The sequence below is a fragment of the Klebsiella sp. WP3-W18-ESBL-02 genome (assembly GCF_014168815.1).
Lineage (GTDB): Bacteria > Pseudomonadota > Gammaproteobacteria > Enterobacterales > Enterobacteriaceae > Kluyvera > Kluyvera ascorbata_B.
The window spans coordinates 4,284,722-4,308,719 of the sequence record NZ_AP021972.1 but is presented as its reverse complement, the minus strand read 5'-3'; the positions used below and the strand labels follow the sequence as shown (position 1 = coordinate 4,308,719).

Annotated in this window: 21 protein-coding genes; 8 read left to right on the top strand and 13 right to left on the bottom strand. The window is 57.9% G+C overall.

Annotation, left to right across the window (positions count from 1 at the left end; translation table 11 throughout):
- Positions 1 to 29 precede the first annotated feature (29 nt).
- Genes celB through H7R56_RS20775 form a run of 3 tightly spaced genes read right to left on the bottom strand, consistent with a single transcriptional unit; the run spans position 30 to position 3,055 of the window.
- On the bottom strand, positions 30 to 1,379 hold the full coding sequence (celB, locus tag H7R56_RS20785; RefSeq protein WP_223878917.1) for a PTS cellobiose transporter subunit IIC: 1,350 nt from the start codon (positions 1,377 to 1,379) through the stop codon (positions 30 to 32).
- 49 nt (positions 1,380 to 1,428) lie between these two features.
- The gene (locus H7R56_RS20780) at positions 1,429 to 2,733 is read right to left on the bottom strand and encodes a 6-phospho-beta-glucosidase (protein WP_106925316.1); all 1,305 of its coding nucleotides are present in this window, start codon (positions 2,731 to 2,733) and stop codon (positions 1,429 to 1,431) included.
- A 16-nt stretch (positions 2,734 to 2,749) separates the two neighbouring features.
- On the bottom strand, positions 2,750 to 3,055 hold the full coding sequence (locus tag H7R56_RS20775; protein ID WP_106925318.1) for a PTS sugar transporter subunit IIB: 306 nt from the start codon (positions 3,053 to 3,055) through the stop codon (positions 2,750 to 2,752).
- Between the two features lie 271 nt (positions 3,056 to 3,326).
- Between H7R56_RS20775 and H7R56_RS20770 the strand changes: the two genes are divergently transcribed.
- Entirely contained in the window at positions 3,327 to 4,406 is a 1,080-nt protein-coding gene (locus tag H7R56_RS20770; protein ID WP_106925320.1) for a MurR/RpiR family transcriptional regulator, read from the top strand.
- A gap of 58 nt (positions 4,407 to 4,464) precedes the next feature.
- Here the strand turns inward: H7R56_RS20770 and H7R56_RS20765 are convergent, their stop codons facing one another.
- Complete coding sequence (locus H7R56_RS20765; protein WP_106925322.1) at positions 4,465 to 5,685, bottom strand: amino acid deaminase; 1,221 nt, start codon at positions 5,683 to 5,685, stop codon at positions 4,465 to 4,467.
- 202 nt (positions 5,686 to 5,887) lie between these two features.
- On the opposite strand from H7R56_RS20765, the gene H7R56_RS20760 reads away from it, so the two are divergent.
- Together H7R56_RS20760 and H7R56_RS20755 are read left to right on the top strand one after the other, a co-directional pair.
- On the top strand, positions 5,888 to 7,345 hold the full coding sequence (locus tag H7R56_RS20760; RefSeq protein WP_106925324.1) for an N-acyl-D-amino-acid deacylase family protein: 1,458 nt from the start codon (positions 5,888 to 5,890) through the stop codon (positions 7,343 to 7,345).
- Positions 7,345 to 7,740, top strand: a complete 396-nt coding sequence (locus H7R56_RS20755; protein ID WP_035896012.1) for a RidA family protein — start codon at positions 7,345 to 7,347, stop codon at positions 7,738 to 7,740. The genes H7R56_RS20760 and H7R56_RS20755 overlap by 1 nt, the downstream gene beginning before the upstream one ends.
- 118 nt (positions 7,741 to 7,858) lie before the next feature.
- Here H7R56_RS20755 and H7R56_RS20750 read toward each other — a convergent pair whose 3' ends face one another.
- On the bottom strand, positions 7,859 to 8,722 hold the full coding sequence (locus H7R56_RS20750) for a MurR/RpiR family transcriptional regulator (protein WP_106925326.1): 864 nt from the start codon (positions 8,720 to 8,722) through the stop codon (positions 7,859 to 7,861).
- A gap of 199 nt (positions 8,723 to 8,921) precedes the next feature.
- Here H7R56_RS20750 and H7R56_RS20745 point away from each other — a divergent pair, with 199 nt between their 5' ends.
- The 4 genes from H7R56_RS20745 (at position 8,922) to folA (ending at position 12,380) form a co-directional block, all read left to right on the top strand.
- The gene (locus H7R56_RS20745) at positions 8,922 to 9,155 is read left to right on the top strand and encodes a YgdI/YgdR family lipoprotein (protein WP_106925629.1); all 234 of its coding nucleotides are present in this window, start codon (positions 8,922 to 8,924) and stop codon (positions 9,153 to 9,155) included.
- Positions 9,156 to 9,350: 195 nt separating this feature from the next.
- Positions 9,351 to 9,884, top strand: a complete 534-nt coding sequence (kefF, locus tag H7R56_RS20740) for a glutathione-regulated potassium-efflux system oxidoreductase KefF (RefSeq protein ID WP_106925328.1) — start codon at positions 9,351 to 9,353, stop codon at positions 9,882 to 9,884.
- Positions 9,877 to 11,745: a glutathione-regulated potassium-efflux system protein KefC gene (kefC, locus tag H7R56_RS20735; protein WP_106925330.1), complete on the top strand. Its 1,869-nt coding sequence runs from the start codon at positions 9,877 to 9,879 to the stop codon at positions 11,743 to 11,745. Before kefF ends, kefC begins: the two co-directional genes overlap by 8 nt.
- A gap of 155 nt (positions 11,746 to 11,900) precedes the next feature.
- Positions 11,901 to 12,380, top strand: coding sequence for a type 3 dihydrofolate reductase (gene folA, locus H7R56_RS20730; protein WP_106925332.1), 480 nt, complete (start codon positions 11,901 to 11,903; stop codon positions 12,378 to 12,380).
- A 103-nt stretch (positions 12,381 to 12,483) separates the two neighbouring features.
- Here folA and apaH read toward each other — a convergent pair whose 3' ends face one another.
- Genes apaH through lptD form a run of 6 tightly spaced genes read right to left on the bottom strand, consistent with a single transcriptional unit; the run spans position 12,484 to position 19,222 of the window.
- Positions 12,484 to 13,332 (bottom strand): bis(5'-nucleosyl)-tetraphosphatase (symmetrical) ApaH, encoded by an 849-nt coding sequence (apaH, locus tag H7R56_RS20725; RefSeq protein WP_106925334.1) that lies wholly within the window; start codon positions 13,330 to 13,332, stop codon positions 12,484 to 12,486.
- A gap of 2 nt (positions 13,333 to 13,334) precedes the next feature.
- Positions 13,335 to 13,712: a Co2+/Mg2+ efflux protein ApaG gene (gene apaG / locus H7R56_RS20720; protein WP_106925336.1), complete on the bottom strand. Its 378-nt coding sequence runs from the start codon at positions 13,710 to 13,712 to the stop codon at positions 13,335 to 13,337.
- 3 nt (positions 13,713 to 13,715) lie between these two features.
- On the bottom strand, positions 13,716 to 14,537 hold the full coding sequence (gene rsmA, locus H7R56_RS20715; protein WP_106925338.1) for a 16S rRNA (adenine(1518)-N(6)/adenine(1519)-N(6))-dimethyltransferase RsmA: 822 nt from the start codon (positions 14,535 to 14,537) through the stop codon (positions 13,716 to 13,718).
- Positions 14,530 to 15,519, bottom strand: coding sequence for a 4-hydroxythreonine-4-phosphate dehydrogenase PdxA (gene pdxA, locus H7R56_RS20710; RefSeq protein WP_106925340.1), 990 nt, complete (start codon positions 15,517 to 15,519; stop codon positions 14,530 to 14,532). The genes rsmA and pdxA overlap by 8 nt, the downstream gene beginning before the upstream one ends.
- Positions 15,519 to 16,805 carry a peptidylprolyl isomerase SurA gene (gene surA, locus H7R56_RS20705; RefSeq protein WP_106925342.1) on the bottom strand — a complete coding sequence of 429 codons (1,287 nt, stop codon included), beginning with the start codon at positions 16,803 to 16,805 and terminating at the stop codon, positions 15,519 to 15,521. Before surA ends, pdxA begins: the two co-directional genes overlap by 1 nt.
- 53 nt (positions 16,806 to 16,858) lie before the next feature.
- Positions 16,859 to 19,222, bottom strand: a complete 2,364-nt coding sequence (gene lptD, locus H7R56_RS20700; RefSeq protein WP_106925344.1) for an LPS assembly protein LptD — start codon at positions 19,220 to 19,222, stop codon at positions 16,859 to 16,861.
- Between the two features lie 183 nt (positions 19,223 to 19,405).
- On the opposite strand from lptD, the gene djlA reads away from it, so the two are divergent.
- Positions 19,406 to 20,230, top strand: a complete 825-nt coding sequence (gene djlA / locus H7R56_RS20695) for a co-chaperone DjlA (protein ID WP_106925347.1) — start codon at positions 19,406 to 19,408, stop codon at positions 20,228 to 20,230.
- 103 nt (positions 20,231 to 20,333) lie between these two features.
- Here the strand turns inward: djlA and rluA are convergent, their stop codons facing one another.
- Together rluA and rapA are read right to left on the bottom strand one after the other, a co-directional pair.
- The gene (gene rluA / locus H7R56_RS20690) at positions 20,334 to 20,993 is read right to left on the bottom strand and encodes a bifunctional tRNA pseudouridine(32) synthase/23S rRNA pseudouridine(746) synthase RluA (RefSeq protein WP_106925349.1); all 660 of its coding nucleotides are present in this window, start codon (positions 20,991 to 20,993) and stop codon (positions 20,334 to 20,336) included.
- Positions 20,994 to 21,005: 12 nt separating this feature from the next.
- Positions 21,006 to 23,912 (bottom strand): RNA polymerase-associated protein RapA, encoded by a 2,907-nt coding sequence (rapA, locus tag H7R56_RS20685; protein ID WP_106925351.1) that lies wholly within the window; start codon positions 23,910 to 23,912, stop codon positions 21,006 to 21,008.
- Between the last annotated feature and the right edge of the window lie 86 nt (positions 23,913 to 23,998).

The window sequence follows — 23,998 nt, the reverse complement described above, 5'->3', positions numbered from 1 at the left end:
TGCCCGGCGTTTTTGTTTTTATATCCTGGTTACTGTTCCGTTGCTGGCATCGCCGCGGTGGTCTGCTGCGACTTACTGGCCTGCTCTTCGCGGAATTTCAGGTTATCCCAGATGCGGAAGAACGGGTAATACATCACCAGCGAAATCCCGAGGTTGACGATTTGCAGCACCGAACCGGAGATATGCCCGCCGGTCGCCAGGTATCCACTGACCACAATCGGCGTCGTGAACGGTAGCGCAATTCCGGCCGGTTTGGCCACTAAACCGGTGGTCATCGCCACGTAGGAGACAATCACCAGCACCACCGGCGTCAGGATAAACGGCACCACCAGGTACGGGTTCATCACAATCGGAATACCGAATACCATCGGCTCGCTGATGTTAAACAGGCTGCCCGGTGCGGCAATTTTACCGAGCTGCTTCATCTGCACGCTGCGGCTGCGCAGGATCATAAAGATAACCAGCCCTAACAGCGCCCCGGTACCACCCGGCGCAATCCACAGGTCGTAGAACTGCTGGGTGATAATGTGGGGAATTGGCAGGCCGTTCTGGAACGCTTCCAGGTTTTCGGACATGTTGCTGAGCCAGACCGGGCGGATAAACACCAGCACGATGGTGTCGCCGTGCAGGCCGAGCATCCACAGAATGCCAATCAGCAGCACTGAAATAATCATCCCCGGCAGCGAGCCGCCGACGTGGCTCATCGGAATACCGACCAGCTCGGTAATCATGGTGTTGATATCGCCAAACGGCGTTGCTTCTACCAGCAGACGCAGCGCCAGCACCACCGCCAGCACGCAGAATCCTGGGATCAGCGCGAGGAAGGATTTTGCCACCGCCGGTGGAACGCCTTCCGGCATGCGAATGACCAGGTTGCGGTCGTTAACGAAGCGGTAGATTTCCGTTGAGAGCAGGGCAATCAGGATAGCCACGAACAACCCCTGGCTGCCAATCTGGCCCATCGGCATCACGCCTTTCACCAGCTGCGCCACATCGCTGCCCGCAGGGGTAAACATGATGTGCTGCGGAATGGTCATCACGAAGGCCACCAGAGAGACGGCCCCGGCGGTCAGCGGGTCGAGGGTGCGGTACTTCTCTGCCAGGCGGTAGGCGATACCGAAGCTGGAGATCAGCGCCATGATGTCGTAGGTCGCTTTCACCGGATAGAGCACTTTTTCCTGCCACATTGGGCCGAAAAGCTCGGTCATCAGCGTGCCGTAACCCGGCACTGGCAGATAGGCGAAGATCAGGAAAAACGAGCCTATCAGCATAAACGGCATGTTCAGGATGATCCCGTCACGCACCGAAAGCACATGTTTTTGTCCGGCGATTTTGAGCGCGGTCGGTAAAACGTATTTATCTATTATCGACTTATTCACAGACACCCCCTGCCCGGCGCAGACGTTGCCGACCGGGCTATTGTTGTATTTATTGTTGGCTAAACTGCGGCAGCCACGCTTTATTGATGGTGAGTACTTCATCGACCAGCGCCGATGCCAGATTCACATCGGCGACCAGCGGGTTGGCGACCAGCGCCAGCAGCGCTTTTTGCTTATCGCCATATACGGCGGCATCAATGGTCAGACGCTCAAAATCCTTCACCTGCAGGGTCAGGCCGTTCATCAGCGGCGGCAGTTTGCCAAAGGCCAGCGGATGCGCGCCCAGCGCATCAATCAGGCAGTTGGTTTCTATCACCGCGTCGTCCGGCAGTCCTTGAATGGCACCGTTGTTGGCGGTGTTCACCACCATCTCAATGCCAAGATTGTTGTGCAGTGCGTTAATAAGCTGTACCGCCACTTCGGAGTAGAACGAACCGCCGCGCTGACTCAGCTCCTCTGGTTTCTTGTCCAGATGCGGGTCGGCGTACAGTTCGAACAGCGACGCTTCGACCTTCATCACCTGCTCGGCGCGGGTGCCTTTGCTGTCGGCATCCGCCAGCTCGTCTTCCAGCATGGTGCGAGTCTGCCAGAAATAGCGGTGATACGGGCAGGGAATGGCGCGCAGCGCACGCAGTAGCTCCGGTGGCCACGGAATGGCCTTGATGTTGTTCATCGACAGCTGCTCGCCGTCGCATAGCATTTCGATAACCTCGTCGGTCGCATCGCGACCCGCGGCCAGCACCTGATGCACCCAAACCATATGATTCAGGCCGGCAAAGCGCAGCGAGACGTCGTCGTAAGGCAGCTTCAGCATGTCGGCAATCATGTGATGCATAGTGACCGGCACGTTGCACAGGCCGATAATCTTCGCTTTGCTGTGGCGTGACACCGCTTCCGTCACAATGCCCGCCGGATTGGTGAAGTTGATGATCCATGCATTCGGCGCCAGGCGTTCAACGCGTCTGGCGATATCCAGCATCACGGGAATCGTGCGCAGCGCTTTGGCGAAGCCACCCACGCCGGTGGTTTCCTGGCCCAGCAGCCTGTGACTTAAGCCCAGACGCTCATCGGCGGCGCGGGCCGGTAGCTGGCCTACGCGCAGTTGGGTGAGCACGAAGCTTGAGCCGGTAATCGCTTCATCGGCATCGAAGTGAACCGATACCTTCACCGACTCCAGACCGTTGCGGTCGAGCATGCGGCGGGAGAGGGCGGCGATAATCTCGACCTTTTCTCGACCCGCTTCGACATCAACCAGCGCCAGCTCCGCCATTGGCAGGGAAGCATGACGCGCTATTAATCCTTCAACCAGTTCCGGGGTGTAGCTGCTGCCCCCGCCAATCACGGTAATTTTCATTGTTCTCTCCGAGGCCTCAGGCCATCAGTTGGATCGCTTTATCGAGCACGCGATCGCCGCGCATGGTGCCGTAATCCATCATGTCGATCACCTCGACCGGCTTGCCCAATGGCGCAGACAGTTCACGCAGGCGAGAGAGTTCGAACTGCACCTGCGGGCCGAGCAGCACCACGTCGGCCTGCGGCAGCATGCTTTCGATTTCGGCAACCGGATAAGCGTTGATCTCGACCGCCAGCGCCCGTTTTTCGGCTTCGGCGCGCATCTTTTGCACCAGCATGCTGGTGGACATCCCGGCGGCGCAGCACAACATGATCTTTTTCATGACAATTTTCCCTCACTTGAAAACATATTTCACACATTAGCCGTTTTACGTAGCATGTATGAAAATTATTTTCATGAGTGTGATCGGCGTTAAAATATTGCTTTACGGGATGTTATCCGCGATAAAGTGTGATCAAGGTAAGCAAAACGAATATTTGTTACTCATATACCGAAGACGTCGGCGTCTGTTGATCGAATGAATTGAAAAATAATTTCAATAAATTATGATGTTTTTAACGAGCAGAATTTGCCGACATTAGGACTCTCTGGTTATGGATATTGTTTATCAGCTGGTGAATGGGCTATCGGGCCTGCCTGCGCAGGAATCCCGGCTGGCGCGCTTTTTCCTCGATAATTTTGCCCAGATACCTGAGGCAAGTATTGAAGAGCTGGCGGCAAAGGCGGGCGTGAGTCCCGCGACGTTACAGCATTTCTCGCGCAGTATTGGCTGTGCCGACCTCAATGACTTTATTGGCCAGGTGCGCCATCAGCAGCAGGAGAATCGTTTGAAAACGACGGCGGCGCCGATGCTCGGCGACGCGGCGTGGGTGGACACCGGTACGCTGCAAAAGCTGGCGAAAAATGCCGGCATTGGCAGCGAGATCCTCGATCGCTTCTCGCACTCCATCGGTCGCGACGGCAGCGATGACATTCTGAGCCTGATCCGCCAACGGCTACAGGACTTCAGCCAGCAGGAGTCTCGCGTGGCGCAGACTATCCTCAGCGACGTGGCGTTTGCGGCTTCGGCGACCATCGACCAACTGGCGACGGCGGCAGGGGTCAGCCCGGCGACCATTACCCGCTTTGCCCGCGCCGCGGGCTGCGACGATATTCGCGATTTGCGCATGAAGCTGGCGCAGGCCAGCGCCCCGGTTGCCAGCGGCGATATGCCGGGGCCATGGCGTGAGCGGCTAAACCAGATCCAGTATTCGCTGAACGCGCAGCTTCACGAACTATCGCCAGCGGCGGTTGAGCAGGCGGCAAGCCTGCTTAAACAGGCGAAAGCGGTGCATATTTTCAGCGCCAGCACCGCCGATAACCCGTTCGCCAGCGTGTTGCAGTATCGCCTGCTGACGCAGGGGTATCCGGCCAACGTCTGCCAGGATCCGGCGTTAATGGGGATTACCGCCTCGATGCTTGGCGCTGGGCAGGTGCTGGTGGTCTTTGCCGGTACGCCGCCGGGCAGCGTGCTGATTGCCGCCGTACATCAGGCGCGCTGGGCAGGGGCGGATATCATCGTGATTGGCCAGCAGGAGAGCGCGCTCAGCCATCAGCAAAACGTCACGCTACCGCTTAACGACGCGCGTTATGGGTCGCTGCTGATTGTCGATTTGATCTGTGATTCGATGTGAGTTCGGCATCGTTACGCCCGGCCTGTAGCCCGGCCGAGCGCAGCGACGCCGGGGCGGCTCAGAACGCTGTTTCTAACGTTTCAAGCACGTTATACGCGTCATCAACCAACAGCAGCGCCTTCCATTTGTCAAACGTCAGGCAAGGGTGCGAAGTGCTGAACACCAGAATATCCCCCACCTTCACGTCAACGTCTGGTGCCAGCTTCAGCATGGCGTGCTGGTCCATAATGCCGGTGGTTTCCATGCTGTTCGCCGCCAATGCGACTGATTTCCCCGCGCGATAATGGGCAACCGGCTGCGGTAACCCGGCATCAAACGCGCTGTCGCGCTTGCCGAAATTGACGATCGCCCGGCCGCTTTCCGGCACCGACTGCACCATTGCTACCAGTTCCAGCGCAGAAACCAGATCGCCGCCGAGGTCGCAGGCCGTCTGGTCGCGCGCGACGATCGCGTTCTGCGCTTCCAGATAGATCCCCGCATCGTGGGTGATATAGCAGCCAGGGCGGATCAGCACCCGGCAGTTGGCCGGTTTCGGCTCGGCAAGCCAGACGTTACACACCACGTCATACCAAACGGAGCCCGCGCCAGTGAGGATAAACTCGCCCGTTACATAACGCTCAAGCTGGCAGGCCAGCGCGGCGGCATCGCGCAGCAGCGCTTCCACCTTCGGCTGTGGGTTATCGCCGTGCAGTACGCCTTCATACAGCTCAAGGCCGCGCAGACGCAGCGCCGGTAAAGTGGCAACCTGCTCGGCAAGTGTGAGCGCCTGTTCTGCGGTTCGACACCCACAGCGGCCGCCCGGCACGCCCAGTTCCAGCAGAATATCCAGCGTCTGGTTTTGTGCGGCGAAGAACGCCGAGAGCGCACGGGCGTTATCGATGCTATCGACGCAGCACAGGTAATCTACCGCCGGGTATTCCGTCTTGAGTCTGGCGATCAGCGCCATATTGGCCTTGCCGACGAGCTGGTTCACCATCAGCACGCGTTGGATCCCGCTTGCCGCAGCAATGCTTGCCTGCCAGGCGCTGCCCACGCCAATGGCCCAGGCCCCTGCTTGTTGCTGCTGTGAAAAGATCCACGGTGTCATGGTGGTTTTACCGTGCGGGGCGAGTGAGACGCCGCGCGTATCGGCGTAGTGCTGCATCCACTGAATATTGTTGGTTAGCGCCGTTTTTTTAATGACCGCGGCGGGCAGGCAAACGTCTTCATTGAGGATGTTTGTTGGGGTAAAAAGCGTTGCGGATTTGTGGGGTACGATGAGGCTTTCATGGTATTTCATAACATAAATCCTTCAGATTTTTAGTTTATATCATGAATCTTTGATTGTTCATCTTGTTGTAAATAAATGATTTTTATTATTTTAATTGATTTTTATGAATAAAAGTATCATTAATTAATGCATATTTTGCGTAGTCTTTCACTGTTTTCAGCGCTTGTAAATGGTCAAATTCAAGGCAGGGAACGACAGGGGTAGAGAAGAAATGCAGTTCGATTATCTGTTCAGGAACGTCACGGTTATCGACGGTAGCGGCGGCCCGCAGTATCGCGGCGATGTGGCCATCAAGGGCGATCGCATTGTGGAGATCGCGCCCGCTATCGACGGGCAGGCGCAGCATGAGATTGACGGCACGGGGCGCGTGCTGGCACCAGGGTTTATCGATGTTCACACCCACGACGACATTAACGTTATCCGCATGCCGGAGTACCTGCCCAAAATCAGCCAGGGCGTGACTACGGTGATCGTCGGTAACTGCGGGATCAGCGCCGCGAGCGCGACGATCGCAGGCGACGTACCGGATCCGATGAACCTATTGGGCAATGCGGAACAGTTTATCTACCCGACGGTTAACGCTTACGCCGACGCGGTTATGCAGGCGCGTCCGGCGGTGAACGTTGGCACGCTGGTCGGTCATACAGCGCTGCGTAATAACCAGATGGACTCGCTGTTTCGTCCGGCTAACCATCAAGAAATTCAAGCTATGCGCAGGCAGCTACGGTTGGCATTGCAGGAGGGCGCTTTAGGGCTCAGCACCGGGCTAGCCTATGCCACAGCCTTCCAGTCGACGACCGAAGAGGTGATGGCGCTGGCGGAAGAGCTGGCGGCGGAAAATGGGATTTATACCACCCATCTTCGCTCGGAGTTTGAGCCCATTCTCGACGCGCTTGATGAAGCGTTCCGGATTGGCCGCCACGGTAAGGTGCCGGTGGTGGTCTCGCACCACAAATGCGCGGGGGCGAATAACTGGGGGCGCACCATGGAAACCCTGGCGCTGTTCGATAACGTCCGTCAGCAGCAGGACGTTTCCTGCGACTGCTATCCGTATTCCGCCAGTTCATCGACGCTGGATATGAAGCAGATTACCGCCGATTTTGACATCGTTATCACCTGGTCGACGCCGCACCCGGAGATGGCCGGGCAGACCTTAAAGCAGATTGCGCAAAGCTGGTCGCTTACGCTGGAAGAGGCGGGCAAGCGGCTGATGCCTGCTGGCGCGATTTACTACAACATGGACGAGCAGGACGTGCAGCGGGTGCTGCGCTATCCATTGACCATGGTGGGCTCGGACGGCTTACCGAATGACCCGATGCCGCATCCTCGCCTGTGGGGCGCGTTCCCACGCGTGCTGGGACACTACAGCCGCGATGAAAAACTGTTCCCGCTTACCGTCGCGGTGCACAAGATGACCGGCCTGTCGGCGGCGCGTTTTCAGCTCACCGACCGCGGGCTCATCAAGCGCGGCTATTTTGCCGATCTGGTGCTTTTTGACCCAGAAACTATCCGCGATGTCGCAAGCTTCAGCGACCCACAGCAGCCCGCCGCCGGTATCGATGCGGTGATGGTCAACGGGGTGATGAGCTATGGGCAGAATCACAACATTATCGGTCGCGCCGGGCGATTCTTACGCCGGTCAGCCGGAAAAATTAAGGAGCAGCAATAATGAGCATTAAACGTTATGGCGTCGGTGGCAGCACCGGTACCGGCGGGCAGTCTCTGCCGTTTGCTAAGGCCGTTGAGGCCGGAGGCTGGCTGTATGTGTCCGGGCAAACGCCGATGAAGGATGGTGAAGTGGTGGAGGGCGGCATTGTCGAGCAGTCGCGGTTGGCGATTCAGAATTGCGTGGATATTATGCAGGACGCGGGATACAGCTTGGCAGACGTGGTGCATGTGAAGGTGTATCTGACCGACGCGCGTTACTTCCAGTCCTTTAACAAGGTATTCCGTGAGTTCTTTGCCGATCACCCACCGGCACGCGTGTGCTGCGTGGCGGATTTGGTGGTGGATTGTAAGGTTGAGGTGGATTTGACCTGTTACAACGCGGAACGGGTGAAGTAACTTGTGGGGTTGTACCCTCACCCCGGCCCTCTCCCTGGAAGGGAGAGGGGGAAAGACCGCACATTCGGTCCCCTCGCCCCTCCGGGGAGAGGGTTAGGGTGAGGGGAAAAACCCCGCGCTAATCCCCCAACGGCTGTCGGTCAGCCCCGCCCCGATGGCTATCCAGCGCCAGCTTAATCCGCCGCAGACGGTTTTTCGTCTCTGCCTTATTCACCACCGCCAATTCCGTCGCCAGCACGTCAACCATCGCCAGCATCGCGTAGCGCGAGGTGCTGGGCTTAAAGATGTAGTCGTTCTCCCGCACGATCAGCGGCAGGACCAAATCGGCGTTCTCGGCAAGCGGTGTGGCTTCCGGGGTAATGGCAATCACCTTCGCACCGTACTGACGCGCAATCGCCGCGCTCTCCACCACTTCCTGCGTATAGCCGCCGAGCGACAACGCCAGCACCACATCGTTTGGCGACACCGCTGAGCACATCATCCTTACCAGCAGCCCGTCGCTCTGGCTTACCACCGGTAGACCCAGACGGAACAGGCGGAACTGAACCTCCTGCGCGCAGATGGTCGAACCGCCACCCATGCCGATCGCGAGGATCTGTCGGGCGCCGCTTAACCATCCGACGGCGCGTTTTAACGTCTCGGGATTAAGCGCTCGGCGGTTGATCTCCAGCACGTTAATGATCGTTTCATAGATCCCCTGAACACCCTCCAGATCGGGCACGTCGAGAATAAAACGCTGCCCCACCGCCAGCGACTGGGCAAGCTTGACCTTCAGCTCGCGCACGTCTTTGCAGCCAATCGCCCGGGCAAAGCGGGTGATGGAGGCCTGGCTGGTTTCGGTCTGTCGCGCCATTTCAGCAATGGGCAGCGTGGTGGCGGCCTGCACGTCATCAAGAATGAACTGCGCGATGCGTTTTTCGGTGGCGGTCAGCTCAACAAAACGGTCGGTAATACAGGAAATGATGTCGATCGAAACGGACATGGTTGGCCCCTGAAAATAAATAGCGGTACTTTGTACCATAGAAACCCCACGCTGCGGACAATCTGCCTCACACAAAACGGCGGTGAAAGGGTGCCGGTAATGCTTCGGAGCTTTCTGGTTTCGCTTCCGGGTTCTGACCGCTAACCTAAAATAGTTAGAGTGATAACCAATTTTGGCTGCAAAGCAGGAGGGAAACATGATGAACTATAAGCGAATGACCGTAGCAATTCTGACCGCCGGCGCACTCTTTACCGTTGCCGGGTGTTCATCCAACCAGGCGCTGAAAACCACCGATGGCAAGACTATCGTAACCGATGGTAAACCGCAGGTAGATGAGGACACTGGCCTGGTGTCGTACAAAAATGCCGAAAGCGGAAAGACTGAACAGATCAACCGTGACCAGGTTCAGTCGATGAACGAGCTGGATAACTAAACGTTATTCGTGGCCTCGCGGCGCGGTGCCGCGCGGGGCCAACGTATAACGCTTATTGCGGCGCACGATGTGTCGCTAATCTCTTCAAGGGGGCGCTCGCCCCCTATTTCATGCGGTTGTGTTAAGAGATCCTGTAAGTGTCCTCATTAACTGTCTAAACTCAGCAATAAAATAATGCAGTAAGACAGGCTAATTATGATTCTGATTGTTTATGCGCACCCTTATCCGCATCACTCGCATGCGAATAAGCGGATGCTAGAGCAGGTGCGGACGCTCGACGGTGTGGAAATTCGCTCTCTTTATCACCTCTATCCCGATTTTAATATCGACGTTGTCGCTGAACAGGAGGCGCTGTCTCGTGCCGATCTGGTCATTCTGCAACATCCGATGCAGTGGTACAGCACGCCGCCGCTGCTCAAGCTGTGGCTGGATAAAGTGCTGGCGCACGGCTGGGCCTACGGGCACGGCGGTACCGCGCTGCACGGAAAAGACATGATGTGGGCGGTAACGACCGGCGGTGGCGAAAGCCACTTCGAAATTGGTTCACATCCGGGCTTTGACGTGCTGGGTCAGCCGCTGGAGGCTACCGCCGTTTACTGCGGCATGAAATGGCTGCCGCCGTTTGCCGTGCACTGCACGTTTATCTGCGATGAAGAGACGCTGCAGGCGAAGGCGCGTCACTATAAACAACGGCTTTTGGCCTGGCAGGAGGAGCATAACAATGGATAGCCATACGCTCATACAGGCGCTGATCTACCTGGGATCGGCGGCGCTGATTGTGCCGATTGCCGTACGTTTGGGGTTGGGTTCGGTGCTCGGTTACCTGATCGCGGGCTGCATTATCGGCCCGTGGGGGCTGCGTCTGGTGACCGATGCGGAAGCCATTCTGCATTTCGCCGAAATTGGCGTGGTGCTGATGCTGTTCGTCATTGGCCTGGAGCTGGACCCGCAGCGGCTATGGAAGCTGCGCGTCTCGGTATTTGGCGGCGGACTGCTGCAAATGGTGCTGTGCGGGGCGCTGATTGGCGTGTTCTGCATTTTCCTCGGCCTGCGCTGGCAGGTGGCGGAGCTGATTGGCATGACGCTGGCGCTCTCTTCGACCGCTATCGCCATGCAGGCGATGAATGAACGTAATCTGACGGTGACCCAGGTCGGGCGCAGTGCGTTCGCGGTGCTGTTGTTCCAGGATATTGCGGCCATTCCGCTGGTGGCCATGATTCCGTTGCTGGCCAGCAGCGGCGGCTCGACGACCCTCGGCGCGTTTGCGTTTTCAGCGCTGAAAGTGGCCGGTGCGTTGGTATTGGTGGTGGTGTTAGGACGCTATGTGACGCGCCCGCTGCTGCGCTTTGTTGCGCGCTCGGGTCTGCGCGAAGTGTTCAGCGCCGTGGCCCTGTTCCTGGTGTTTGGCTTCGGTTTGCTGCTGGAAGAAGTTGGTCTTTCGATGGCGATGGGGGCATTTCTGGCCGGCGTGCTGCTGGCGAGCTCTGAGTACCGCCATGCGCTGGAAAGCGATATTGAGCCGTTTAAAGGGCTGCTGCTGGGGCTGTTCTTTATCGGCGTCGGGATGTCGATCGATTTTGGCACCCTCATTCATCACCCGCTGCGTATCATCACGCTGCTGGTGGGCTTCCTGGTGATTAAATCGGTGCTGCTGTGGCTGATTGCCAAACCACTCCAGGTACCGCGCTCGCAGCGTCTGTGGTTTGCGGCGCTGCTGGGGCAGGGCAGTGAATTTGCCTTCGTGGTCTTTGGCGCGGCGCAGATGGCGAACGTGCTGGATGCTGATTGGGCGAAGGCGCTGACGCTGGCGGTAGCGCTATCGATGGCGGTAACGCCGGTGCTGCTGGTACTGCTGACGCGGCTGGAAAAACGCGCCAGCACCGGCGACGCACGGGAAGCGGATGAAATTGATGAAGAACAGCCGCGGGTGATTATTGCCGGCTTTGGCCGCTTCGGTCAGATTGCCGGGCGTCTGCTGCTGTCCAGCGGTGTGAAAATGGTGGTCCTCGACCACGACCCGGATCACGTCGACACGCTGCGTAAATTCGACATGAAGGTGTTTTATGGCGATGCCACGCGAGCCGATCTGCTGGAATCCGCCGGGGCGGAAAAAGCTGAGGTGCTGATTAACGCCATTGACGATCCGCAGGCCAGCCTGGCGCTGACCGAGCTGGTGAAAGAGCATTTCCCGAACCTGACCCTTATCGCCCGCGCCCGTGACGTTGAGCACTATATCAAGCTGCGTCAGGCCGGCGTCAGCGCACCGGAGCGTGAAACCTTCGAAGCGGCGCTGAAGTCCGGGCGTCAGGCGCTGGAGTCGCTGGGGCTGGGGGCATATGAAGCGCGCGAGCGTGCCGATCTGTTCCGCCGCTTTAATATTCAGCTGATGGAAGAAATGGTGGAGATGGCCGAGATTGATGCCTCCTCGCGGGCGGCGGCGTTTAAGCGCACCAGCGCCATGTTGACTGAAATCATCAACGAAGATCGCAACCATTTGTCGGTCATTCAGCGTCACGGCTGGCAGGGCACGGAAGAAGGGAAGCACAGCGGCAACCCTGAAGATGAGCCGGAAGTAAAGCCGACGCTGTAACGGCTTCGTAGGTGTAATGCTGGCTGTCCACTTTGCCTTCGTGGACTTGCCAGCAAATCTGAAAATTTTCTTATTCTTTACCTGGCTGCCAGTCGACGAAAGATTAAGCTTTCCGTATAGTGGCGACAATTTTTTTCGCATCTGGGATACACTCAATGATCAGTCTGATTGCTGCGCTTGCGGTCGATCGCGTCATCGGTATGGAAAACGCCATGCCATGGGACCTGCCGGCCGATCTGGCTTGGTTTAAACGCAATACGTTAAACAAACCTGTCGTTATGGGCCGTCTGACCTGGGAATCCATCGGTCGCCCGCTGCCGGGGCGTAAGAACATTGTTATCAGCAGCCAGCCCGGTACAGACGATCGCGTGCAGTGGGTGAAATCGGTTGATGAAGCGATTGCCGCCTGCGGTGACGCGGAAGATATTATGGTGATTGGCGGTGGCCGCGTATACGAACAGTTCCTGCCGAAGGCGCAGAAGCTGTACCTGACGCATATTGATGCGGAAGTGGAAGGCGACACCCATTTCCCGGATTACGATCCGGATCAGTGGGAGTCGGTGTTCAGCGAGTTCCACGATGCCGACGAGCAGAATTCTCATAGCTACTGCTTTGAGGTGCTTGAGCGGCGCTAAGACCGAGCCTTTCCCGGCGGCGCTTTGCCTGGCCGGGCCACTAAAATAAAAAACGCCGGGTGAAACGCCGGCGTTTTTTATTTTTCAATGGGGATGCACCAAACTACGAAGCCACCGCCTCGCTCTCGCCCGGGGCCAGTTTACGGTTCGACGGCTGTACAAAATACGTTTTGTCTTCCCAGCGCAGGCAGGTGAGATCGCCACCCCAGCAGCAGCCGGTATCCAGCGCGTAGATATTTTCCGGCGTACCTTTCCCTTCCAGCGAAGCCCAGTGGCCAAACGCCACGCTGTACTCGTCGGTAATCGGCCCCGGCAGCATAAACCAGGGCTTCAGCGGGGCGGGCACGTTTTCCGGCGACTCTTTGCTGTACATATCCAGCTGGCCGTTCGGGAAACAGTAGCGCATGCGGGTGAAGGCGTTAGTAATAAAGCGCAGACGCGCCAGGCCGCTCAGCTCGCGCGACCAGTTATTCGGCATGTCGCCGTACATGGCGTCAAGAAAGAAGGGGTAGGAGTCGCTCGACAGCACGGCTTCGACGTCGCGTGCGCACTGTTTTGCCGTTTCGATATCCCACTGCGGAGTGACGCCCGCATGGGCCATCACCAGCTTTTTCTCTTCATCCACCTGCATCAGCGGCTGGCGACGCAGCCAGTTAAGCAGATCGTCGGCGTCCGGTGCTTCCAGCAGCGGGCTCAGGCGGTCTTTGGGCTTATTGCGGCTGATGCCGGCAAACACCGCCAGCAGATGCAGGTCATGGTTTCCCAGCACCACTTTGACGCTATCGCCCAGCGATCTGACGTAGCGCAGCACCTCCAGCGAGCCGGGACCGCGAGCAACCAGGTCGCCCGTGAGCCACAGCGTATCTTTGCCCGGCGTAAACGCCACCTGCTGTAAAAGAGCGATCAATTCATCGTAGCAACCGTGAACGTCGCCAATAAGGTATGTAGACATGATTAATGAATCAGCGTGGGAACAAAGAGACGGAAAACGGGAATGTCGATGGAGAACGGTACGCCGTCGACATCGACCATGTCGTAGTGGCCCTGCATGGTGCCCAATGGGGTTTCCAGTACGGCGCCGCTGGTGTACTGATATTCTTCGCCGGGCTCGATGTGCGGCTGTACGCCAACCACACCTTCGCCCTGCACTTCGGTTTCGCGGCCGTTACCGTTGGTGATGAGCCAGTAACGGCCCAGAAGCTGAACCGCGCTTCGCCCGAGATTGCGAATGGTGACCGTGTAGGCGAAGACGTAACGCTCTTCTTCCGGCTGGGAGTGCGTCTCAATGTAGACGCTCTGTACCTGGACGCAAACTCGTGGCGAATTGATCATGGTTTAACTCTCCTTCGAGGGCGCATTTTCTGACAGATAGTTGGCCATCCGGCAGTACTGCGCAACAGAGATATTTTCTGCCCGCATCGCCGGGTCGATGCCCAGTTCCGTCAACACCTCAACGCTGAACAGGTTGCCAAGGCTGTTGCGGACGGTCTTACGACGCTGGTTGAACGCTTCGGTCGTAATTCGACTCAGGACGCGGACGTCTTTCACCGGGTACGGTGGCGTGCTGTGCGGCACCAGGCGTACGACGGCGGAATCCACTTTAGGCGGCGGCGTGAAAGCGCTCGGCGGCACTTCAAGAACCGGGATCACGTTACAGTAATACTGCGCCATGACGCTCAGACGGCCATAGGCTTTACTGTTCGGCCCGGCAACCAGACGGTTAACCACCTCTTTTTGCAGCATGAAGTGCATGTCTGCAATGGCATTAGTATAGCTAAACAGATGGAACATCAGCGGCGTAGAGATGTTGTACGGCAGGTTGCCGAACACGCGCAGCGGCTGACCCAGCGTCTGGGAAAGCTCGCCGAAGTTCATGGTCATGGCGTCCTGCTGATAAATCGTCAGCTTTGGCCCCAGGAACGGGTGCGTTTTCAGACGTGCGGCCAGATCGCGGTCAAGCTCGATCACGGTCAGTTCGTCCAGGCGTTCGCCAACCGGTTCGGTCAGCGCGGCAAGACCCGGGCCGATTTCAACCATGGCCTGGCCTTTTTGCGGGTTAATGGCCGCAACGATGCTGTCGATCACGAATTGATCGTTGAGAAAGTTTTGCCCGAAGCGTTTACGGGCTAAGTGGCCCTGATGGACTCGATTATTCATTAGAGTTAACAATCATTTTGATGGCGAGGTTAAGCGCCGTAATAAAACTGCCGACGTCCGCTTTGCCAAGCCCCGCCAGTTCAAGGGCGGTGCCGTGGTCAACGGAGGTGCGAATAAAGGGTAAACCGAGCGTAATGTTCACGCCGCGGCCAAAGCCCTGGTATTTTAGCACGGGAAGGCCCTGATCGTGGTACATTGCCAGCACCGCATCGGCATGGTCAAGATACTTCGGCTGAAAAAGGGTGTCGGCAGGCAGCGGCCCGCTGAGGTTCATGCCCTTTTTCCGCATTTCTTCCAGTACGGGAATAAGCGTATCGATCTCTTCCGTGCCCATATGGCCGCCTTCGCCCGCGTGGGGGTTCAGGCCGCAGACCAGGACGTGCGGTTCGGCAAGGCCGAACTTGTTCTGCAAATCATCGTGCAGAATGGTAATCACTTCTCGCAGCAGATCCGGCGTAATGGCATCGCTGACCGCCTTCAGCGGCAGGTGCGTTGTCGCCAGCGCCACGCGCAGTTCTTCCGTTGCCAGCATCATCACCACTTTTGCCGCGCCCGAACGTTCTTCAAAGAATTCGGTATGCCCGGTAAACGGAATGCCGGCGTCGTTAATAATGCCTTTGTGCACCGGCCCGGTGACCAGTGCGGCAAATTCACCGCTCAGACAGCCGTCGCAGGCGCGCGCCAGCGTCTCAACGACGTAGCGCCCGTTCTCCACGTTTAACAGGCCAGGTGTGACCGGCGCGTTGAGCGCAACGGGCAGCAGCGTTAGCGTACCGGCACGTTGCGGCTGCGCTGGCTGTTCGGAAACGTAGGGGAGAAGCGTGAGGGGAAGACCAAGAAGTTTCGCCCGCTCGGTAAGCAGGCTGGCATCAGCGCAGACGACCAGTTCAAGCGGCCAATCGCGCTGGGCCAGTTGGATCACGAGATCCGGACCAATCCCGGCGGGTTCGCCGGGAGTGATAACGACACGGTGTTGAGTCATTAGTTGCTCAGAATTTTCACGTAGGCGCTGGCGCGCTGTTCCTGCATCCAGGTAGCCGCTTCTTCAGAGAACTTACGGTTCATCAGCATACGATAAGCGCGGTCTTTCTGCGCCGCATCGGTACGGTCAACGTTGCGCGTATCCAGCAGCTGAATCAGGTGCCAGCCAAAGGAGGAGTGAATCGGGGCGCTAATCTGGCCCTTGTTCAGCTTCATCAGCGCATCGCGGAATGTCGGATCGTAGATGTCCGGCGTCGCCCAGCCTAAGTCACCGCCCTGGTTCGCAGAACCTGGATCCTGAGACAGCTCACGCGCCGCTTTCTCGAAGGTGGTTTTGCCGCTGCGGATATCCGCTGCAACTTGTTCCAGCTTCGCGCGGGCCTGATCGTCGGTCATGACCGGCGACGGCTTGAGCAGAATGTGGCGAGCGTGGGTTTCGGTTACAGAAATGCTCTGAGACTGGCCGCGCATGTCGTTGATTTTCAGAATGTGGAAGCCTACGCCGGAACGGATCGGCCCGACGATATCGCCTTTTTTCGCCGTGCTCAGCGCCTGGGCAAAGATAGCCGGCAGCTCCTGAATACGCCCCCAGCCCATCTGGCCGCCTTTCAGCGCCTGCTGGTCAGCGGAATAGGTGATAGCCAGTTTGCCGAAGTCGGCGCCTTTACGGGCCTGGTCGACGATGGATTCAGCCTGGCTCTGCGCTTCATTCACCTGATCGGAGGTCGGGTTTTCCGGCAGCGGCACCAGGATGTGGCTGAGGTTTAGCTCGGTGCTGGCGTCGTTCTGGGTGCCAATCTGGTTTGCCAGCGCGTCCACTTCCTGCGGCAGCACGGTGATGCGGCGACGCACTTCGTTATTACGCACTTCGGAGATCAGCATCTCTTTACGGATCTGGTTACGGTAGGTGTTGTAGTTCATCCCATCGTAGGCCAGACGGCTGCGCATTTGATCCAGCGTCATGTTGTTCTGTTTAGCGATGTTGGCGATAGCCTGATCGAGCTGCTCGTCGGAGATTTTGACGCCCATTTTTTGCCCCATCTGCAGGATAATCTGATCCATGATCAGACGTTCCAGGATCTGGTGACGAAGGGTCGCATCATCCGGCAGCTGCTGGCCAGCCTGGCCAGAGTTCATCTTAACGGACTGCATAAGGCCATCGACGTCGCTCTCGAGGACAACGCCATTATTTACGACGGCTGCTACTTTATCGACAACCTGCGGGGCAGCGAAGCTGGTATTCGCAACTAAGGCGATACCGAGAAGCAGCGTTTTCCAGTTCTTCATACTTTTTCCATTTCAATTAACCGCAATGCGGATGATGTGTCTAACTCGTTACCTTACAGTGAGCTTTGGTACGGCATAATGTTGGAACGCAGCATCTGCTGGGTGCCCAGACCGTAGTTAGAGCTCAGACCACGCAGCTCAATACTGAAGCCGATGGAGTTGTCATACTTGGACTGCCCGCCGGTGCCGCCATTGTTGTAATCCCAACCGTTGAGTTTACGCTCATAGCCCACGCGGATGGCGTAGCAGCAGGAGTTGTACTGCACGCCCAGCATCTGATCGGCCGGATTATGCGTGTTGGTGTCAAAGTAATAGGCACCGACAACGGACCAGCGATCGACGATTGGCCAGCTGGCCGTCGCCCCCACCTGCGAGATACCGTTACGGTACTGCTCGGCGGTGGAGTAGGTCGGCAGCGTCGCCTGAATATATTCCGGGCTGGCGTAGCGATAGGTCAGCTGTACCAGACGTTCGTCGTCCTGGCGATACTCAATGGCCGAGCTGCTGGTGGCGATGTTGTTCAGACGCGTATCGTACTGAATACCGCCGCGCAGGCCCCACTTGTTGCTGATGCGCCAGTAGGTGTCGCCTGCCCATACCAGTGAACCGGTTTTGTTGTCTTTCTCCCAGTTAATGTTGTCATCACCGGTGCGAGACTCGGTGAAATAGTAGATTTGACCAACAGAAACGTTAAAACGTTCAACGGCGGCGTCATCATAAATGCGCGATGTGACGCCGGTCGTGATCTGGTTTGCAGAGGCAATACGGTCGAGGCCGCTGTAGGTGCGATCGCGGAACAGGCCGGAGTAGTCAGACTGCAGCAGCGTGGAGTCGTAGTTGTTGATTTTGCTCTGGTCACGATACGGGACGTACAGATACTGAACGCGCGGTTCCAGCGTCTGGGTGTAGCCCGGGCTCAGCACCATATCGCGCTCGAACACCATCTTACCGTCGACTTTCAGCTGCGGCATGGTGCGGCTGACGGAGCTCGCCAGCTGGTTATGGCTGCTGTCGCTATTGTAGTCGTCGATATTGGTCTGGTTGTAGTGCGTGGCCAGTAGCTTGGCTTCGGTGTTCAGGCTGCCCCAACGGTTGCCCAGCGGCAGATTGATGGTTGGCTCGAGGTGAACGCGCGTCGCTTCCGGCAGGCTGCCGTTGCTGTTAACGAATTTCACCGCCTGCGCGTAGAGGCGGGTATCAAACGGCCCCACGTCGTTCTGGTAGACGTTAACGTCCAGCTGCGGTTCAGCGGAATAGGAGTTGCTGTTGCTGCGGTCGAAGACCTGGAACTGCTTGGTTGACACGGTGGCATCGAAGTTCTGCACCGCGTAGCCCACGCTCAGCTTCTGCGTGGCGTAGCCGTCGGTACTGGAACCGTACTTGGAGGAAAAGTCGTTAAAGTAGTCCGGGTCGCTGACCTTGGTGACGTCGGCGTTGAAACGCCACACCTGATCCATTACCCCGGCATGACGCCAGTAGAACAGCCAACGGCGGCTGTTATCGTCCGTCGGGTGATCGTTAGAGTAGACGCTGTCGGAAGGCAGATAGTCCAGCTCGAACAGGCCGGTACCCGCCTGAGTCAGATAGCGGAATTCGTTTTCCCACATGACGCCGCCGCGCTTATCCATATAGTGCGGCGTGATGGTGGCGTCCATGTTTGGCGCGATGTTCCAGTAGTACGGCAGCGTGAATTCGAAGCCGTTGGAGCTGCCGTATTTGGCGTTCGGGATCAGGAAGCCTGAACGGCGCTTATCGCCGACCGGCAGCTGCAGATACGGGCTGTAGAACACCGGTACCGGGCCAATTTTGAAGCGGGCATTCCAGATTTCCGCAACCTGCTCTTCGCGGTCGTGGATAACCTCGCTACCGACGACGCTCCAGGTGTTGGACCCCGGCAGACAGGAGGTGAAGGTGCCGTTTTCGAGAATGGTGTAACGGTTTTCGCCGCGCTGTTTCATGACGTCAGCGGTGCCGCGGCCCTGGCGGCCGACCATCTGGTAGTCACCTTCCCAGACGTTGGTATCTTTGGTATTCAGGTTTGACCACGCTTTGGGGCCTTTCAGAATCACCTGATTATCGTCATAGTGGACGTTGCCAAGCGCATCGACGGTGCGCACCGGTACGGCGACGCCCTCAGGCTGCTTTTGATGCAGCTGAACTTCATCCGCCTGCAGGCGGCTGTTACCCTGATTAATATCGACATTGCCTTTAAAGACGGCGTTATCCGGGTAGTTGCCGTCGGCGTGATCGGCCGTAATCGTGACGGGCTGTTCGTTAGCCGGGCCGCTGACCAATGGGCGATCGTAACTCGGCACGCCAAGCATACATTGTGAGGCGAGATCGGCTGCCATTCCTTGCTGACTGTACAAGGCGCTGGCGATCATGGTCGCGAGGAGAGTGGGAATACGTTTTTTCATACGTTGTATTTGTTGTTCCGTCATCTATAGCATTGCGGCATGCAAACGGTCAGAGACTAACGTACTCATCGTTATGACGCTAGTTTTATCCTGCCCGTTCTCGCCAGAGGTGTTATGCATGGCATTGAATGACAGGTATGATAATGCATATTTTAGCCGCTGGCATGACGATTTGGGGAGTATATGCAGTATTGGGGAAAAGTGATTGGTGTGGCGGTTGCCCTGATGATGGGCGGCGGCTTCTGGGGCGTCGTCCTCGGGCTGCTCGTAGGCCACATGTTTGACAAGGCACGCAGCCGTCGCGTGAACTGGTTTGCCAACCAACAGCAACGTCAGTCGCTGTTTTTTGCGACCACGTTTGAAGTGATGGGCCACCTGACCAAATCGAAAGGGCGCGTGACGGAAGCGGATATTCATATCGCCAGTCTGTTTATGGACCGGATGAATCTGCACGGCGAGTCGCGCACGGCGGCGCAGCAGGCGTTCCGCGTCGGCAAGGCGGACAGCTACCCGCTGCGCGAGAAGATGCGTCAGTTCCGCAGCGTCTGCTTCGGGCGTTCCGATCTGATTCGGATGTTTCTTGAAATTCAGATTCAGGCGGCGTTTGCCGACGGTTCTCTGCACCCGAACGAGCGCGATGTGCTGTACGTGATTGCCGAAGAGCTGGGTATCTCCCGTGCCCAGTTCGATCAGTTCCTGCGCATGATGCAGGGCGGCGCGCAGTTTGGCGGCGGCTATCAGCAGCAGTCGCAGGGCGGTCACGGCGGCGGCTGGCAGCAGGCACAGCGCGGGCCAACGCTGGAAGATGCCTGCAACGTGCTGGGCGTGAAGCCAGGCGATGACGCGACAACCATCAAACGCGCATACCGTAAATTAATGAGCGAACATCACCCGGATAAGCTGGTGGCGAAAGGGCTGCCGCCGGAGATGATGGAGATGGCGAAGCAAAAAGCGCAGGAAATTCAGAAAGCGTACGAGCTGATTAAAGAGCAGAAAGGGTTTAAGTAAGGTGTTGTGAATTGCCGGATGGCGATGCTTACGCATCTTATCCGGCCTACAGGATGTGGTAGGCCGGGCAAGCGCAGCGCCCCCGGCAATATCGCGCGCGGTCTTAAAAATCCACCGGCGCCTTAAACGTCATGCTATTACCAAACTGCGGGTGGGTAATGGTCAACGTCTCCGCATGCAGCTGCAAACGCGACGCCATCGCCAGCGCTTCATCGTGCGCATAAAAGCGGTCGCCGAGAATCGGGTGGCCCAGCGCCAGCATATGCACGCGTAGCTGGTGCGAGCGTCCGGTAATCGGTTTAAGCTTCACCCGCGCCGTGTTATCCGCCGCATATTCCAGCACTTCATATTCCGTTTGCGCGGCCTTGCCGGTTTCATAACACACTTTCTGCTTTGGCCGGTTCGGCCAGTCACAAATCAGCGGTAAATCCACCAGCCCCTCCGCAGGTTGCGGATGCCCCCACACGCGGGCCACGTACTGTTTTTTCGGCTCGCGTTCGCGGAACTGGCGCTTGAGCTCCCGTTCCGCGGCTTTGGTCAGGGCCACTACAATCACGCCGCTGGTCGCCATATCCAGGCGGTGTACGGACTCCGCCTGGGGATAGTCGCGCTGCACGCGGGTCATGATGCTGTCTTTATGCTCCTCAAGACGACCCGGTACGGACAACAGGCCGCTTGGCTTGTTGACCACCATGATGTGCTCATCCTGATAGAGGATAACCAGCCACGGATCCTGCGGCGGATGGTAGTTTTCCATTCCCATGACGGGCTCCTGTTACTGGTGAGTGACGACGATAAGACGCAGCGCGTCCAGACGCCAGCCAGCTTGTGACAGGCTTTCCATCACCTGCTGACGGTTGCTTTCAATGGCGGAAAGCTCGTCGTCGCGGATGTTCGGGTTCACCGCTTTCAGCGCTTCCAGACGCGACAGCTCGGCGCTGAGCTTCTCGTCGGCCTCTTCGCGTGCTGCGGCAATCAGCGCCTGCGCCGCTTTCTCAATCTGCGTTTCACCTTTTTGCAGAATGGCGTGTACGTCCTGCTGCACCGCGTTCACCAGCTTGCTGCCGGTGTGGCGATTCACCGCGCTGAGCTGGCGGTTGAAGGTCTCAAACTCGACCTGGGCGGCAAGGTTGGTGCCGTTCTTATCCAGCAGCATACGCACCGGCGTCGGCGGCAGGAAGCGGTTGAGCTGCAGCTGTTTCGGGGCGTTGGCTTCAACCACGTAAATCAGCTCCAGCAGCAGCGTACCGACCGGCAGCGCCTTGTTTTTCAGCAGCGAAAGGGTGCTGCTGCCGGTGTCGCCGGAAAGGATCAGATCCAGACCATTGTGAATCAGCGGATGTTCCCAGGTCAGGAACTGCGCATCTTCACGGGACAGCGCGACGTCACGCTCAAAGGTCACGGTACAGCCGTCTTCCGGCAGACCCGGGAAGTCCGGCACCAGCATATGGTCGGACGGCGTCAGTACGATCAGGTTTTCGCCGCGATCGTCCTGGTTAATACCGACGATATCGAACAGGTTCATGGCGAAGGCGATCAGGTTGGTATCGTCATCCTGCTCTTCAATGCTTTCTGCCAGCTTCTGCGCTTTTTCGCCGCCGTTGGAGTGGATTTCCAACAGACGGTCGCGGCCCTGCTCCAGCTGCGCCTTCAGCGTGTCGTGCTGCTCGCGGCTGGCTTTAATCAGATCGTCAAAACCGTCGGTGGTTTCCGGCGCGGCCAGATAGGTAATCAGCTGGTCGTGGACGCTGTCGTAGATGGTACGGCCGGTCGGGCAGGTGTGTTCGAACGCGTCCAGGCCTTCGTGGTACCAGCGCACCAGCACGGACTGCGCGGTTTTTTCTAAGTAAGGCACGTGGATCTGAATATCGTGCGCCTGGCCAATACGGTCAAGACGGCCAATTCGCTGCTCCAGCAGGTCCGGGTTGAACGGCAGGTCAAACATCACCAGGTTGCTGGCGAACTGGAAGTTACGCCCTTCGGAGCCGATTTCCGAGCACAGCAGCACCTGCGCGCCGCTGTCTTCTTCACCAAACCAGGCGGCGGCGCGGTCGCGTTCAATAATGGACATGCCTTCGTGGAACACGGCGGCGCGGATGCCTTCACGCTCGCGCAGCACCTGCTCCAGCTGTAGCGCGGTGGCGGCTTTGGCGCAGATCACCAGCACTTTCTGCGAGCGGTGGCTGGTCAGGTAGCCCATCAGCCACTCAACGCGTGGGTCGAAGTTCCACCAGGTACCGGTATCGCCTTCAAATTCTTGATAAATCTGTTCCGGATAGAGCATATCGCGGGCGCGCTCTTCGGCGCTCTTACGGGCACCCATAATGCCGGATACCTTAATGGCGGTTTGATACTGCGCCGGCAGCGGCAGCTTAATGGTGTGCAGCTCGCGTTTCGGGAAGCCCTTCACGCCGTTACGGGTGTTACGGAACAGCACGCGGCTGGTGCCGTGGCGGTCCATCAGCATGCTGATAAGTTCCTGACGCGCGGCTTCGGAGCCTTCGCGATCGCTGTTGGCGGTTTGCAGCAGCGCTTCGATATCCTGCTCGCCAATCAGCTCGCCGAGCATGTTCAGCTCTTCATTGCTCAGCTTGTTGCCCGCCAGCAGCAGCGCGACGGCGTCGGCGACCGGGCGGTAGTTTTTCTGTTCTTCAACGAACTGCTCGAAGTCGTGGAAGCGATTCGGGTCAAGCAGGCGTAAACGCGCGAAGTGGCTTTCCATTCCCAACTGCTCAGGCGTCGCGGTCAGCAGCAGCACGCCAGGCACGCGCTCGGCCAGCTCTTCAATGGCCAGGTATTCGCGGCTTGGCGCGTCTTCGCTCCATACCAGGTGGTGAGCTTCATCGACCACCATCAGATCCCATTCGGCGTCGCACAGGTGCTCCAGACGCTGCTTGTTGCGGCGCACGAAGTCCAGCGAGCAGATCACCAACTGTTCGGTTTCAAACGGGTTGTAGGCGTCGTGCTGGGCTTCGGCGTAGCGCTCGTCATCGAACAGGGCGAAGCGCAGGTTGAAGCGGCGCAGCATCTCAACCAGCCACTGATGCTGAAGGGTTTCCGGAACGATAATCAGCACGCGCTGCGCGGCGCCGGAGAGCAACTGCTGGTGCAGAATCATCCCGGCTTCAATGGTTTTGCCCAAGCCGACTTCGTCCGCCAGCAGGACGCGCGGCGCGTGGCGGCGGCCAACGTCGTGTGCGATGTTGAGCTGGTGCGGAATCAGGCTGGTGCGCTGGCCGCGCAGGCCGCTCCACGGCATACGGTATTGTTCGCTCTGGTATTTCCGCGCGCGGTAGCGCAGAGCAAAGCGGTCCATACGGTCGATTTGCCCGGCAAACAGGCGGTCCTGCGGCTTGCTGAACACCAGCTTGCTGTCGAGCAGCACTTCGCGCAGCATGACGTTGGCTTCTTCGGTGTCCTGGCGCGTACCGATATAGGCCAACAGTCCATTTTCTTCTTTAACTTCATCAACGAGCAACTGCCAGCCTTCATGGCTTGTGATCGTGTCGCCGGGATTGAACATGACGCGGGTCACGGGGGAGTCGCTTCGGGCGTACAGACGGTTCTCTCCGGTTGCCGGAAAGAGCAGGGTGACGGTGCGTGCATCCATTGCAACAACAGTACCAAGTCCCAGTTCGCTTTCTGTATCGCTGATCCAGCGTTGACCAAGTGTAAAAGGCATATGTGTTCGGCTCTATCTTTAATAAATTGCAGGCAATATTCAGCCACCACCTGAGAGGAGGCGGCGAGTGAATTTGGTCCAGGAAT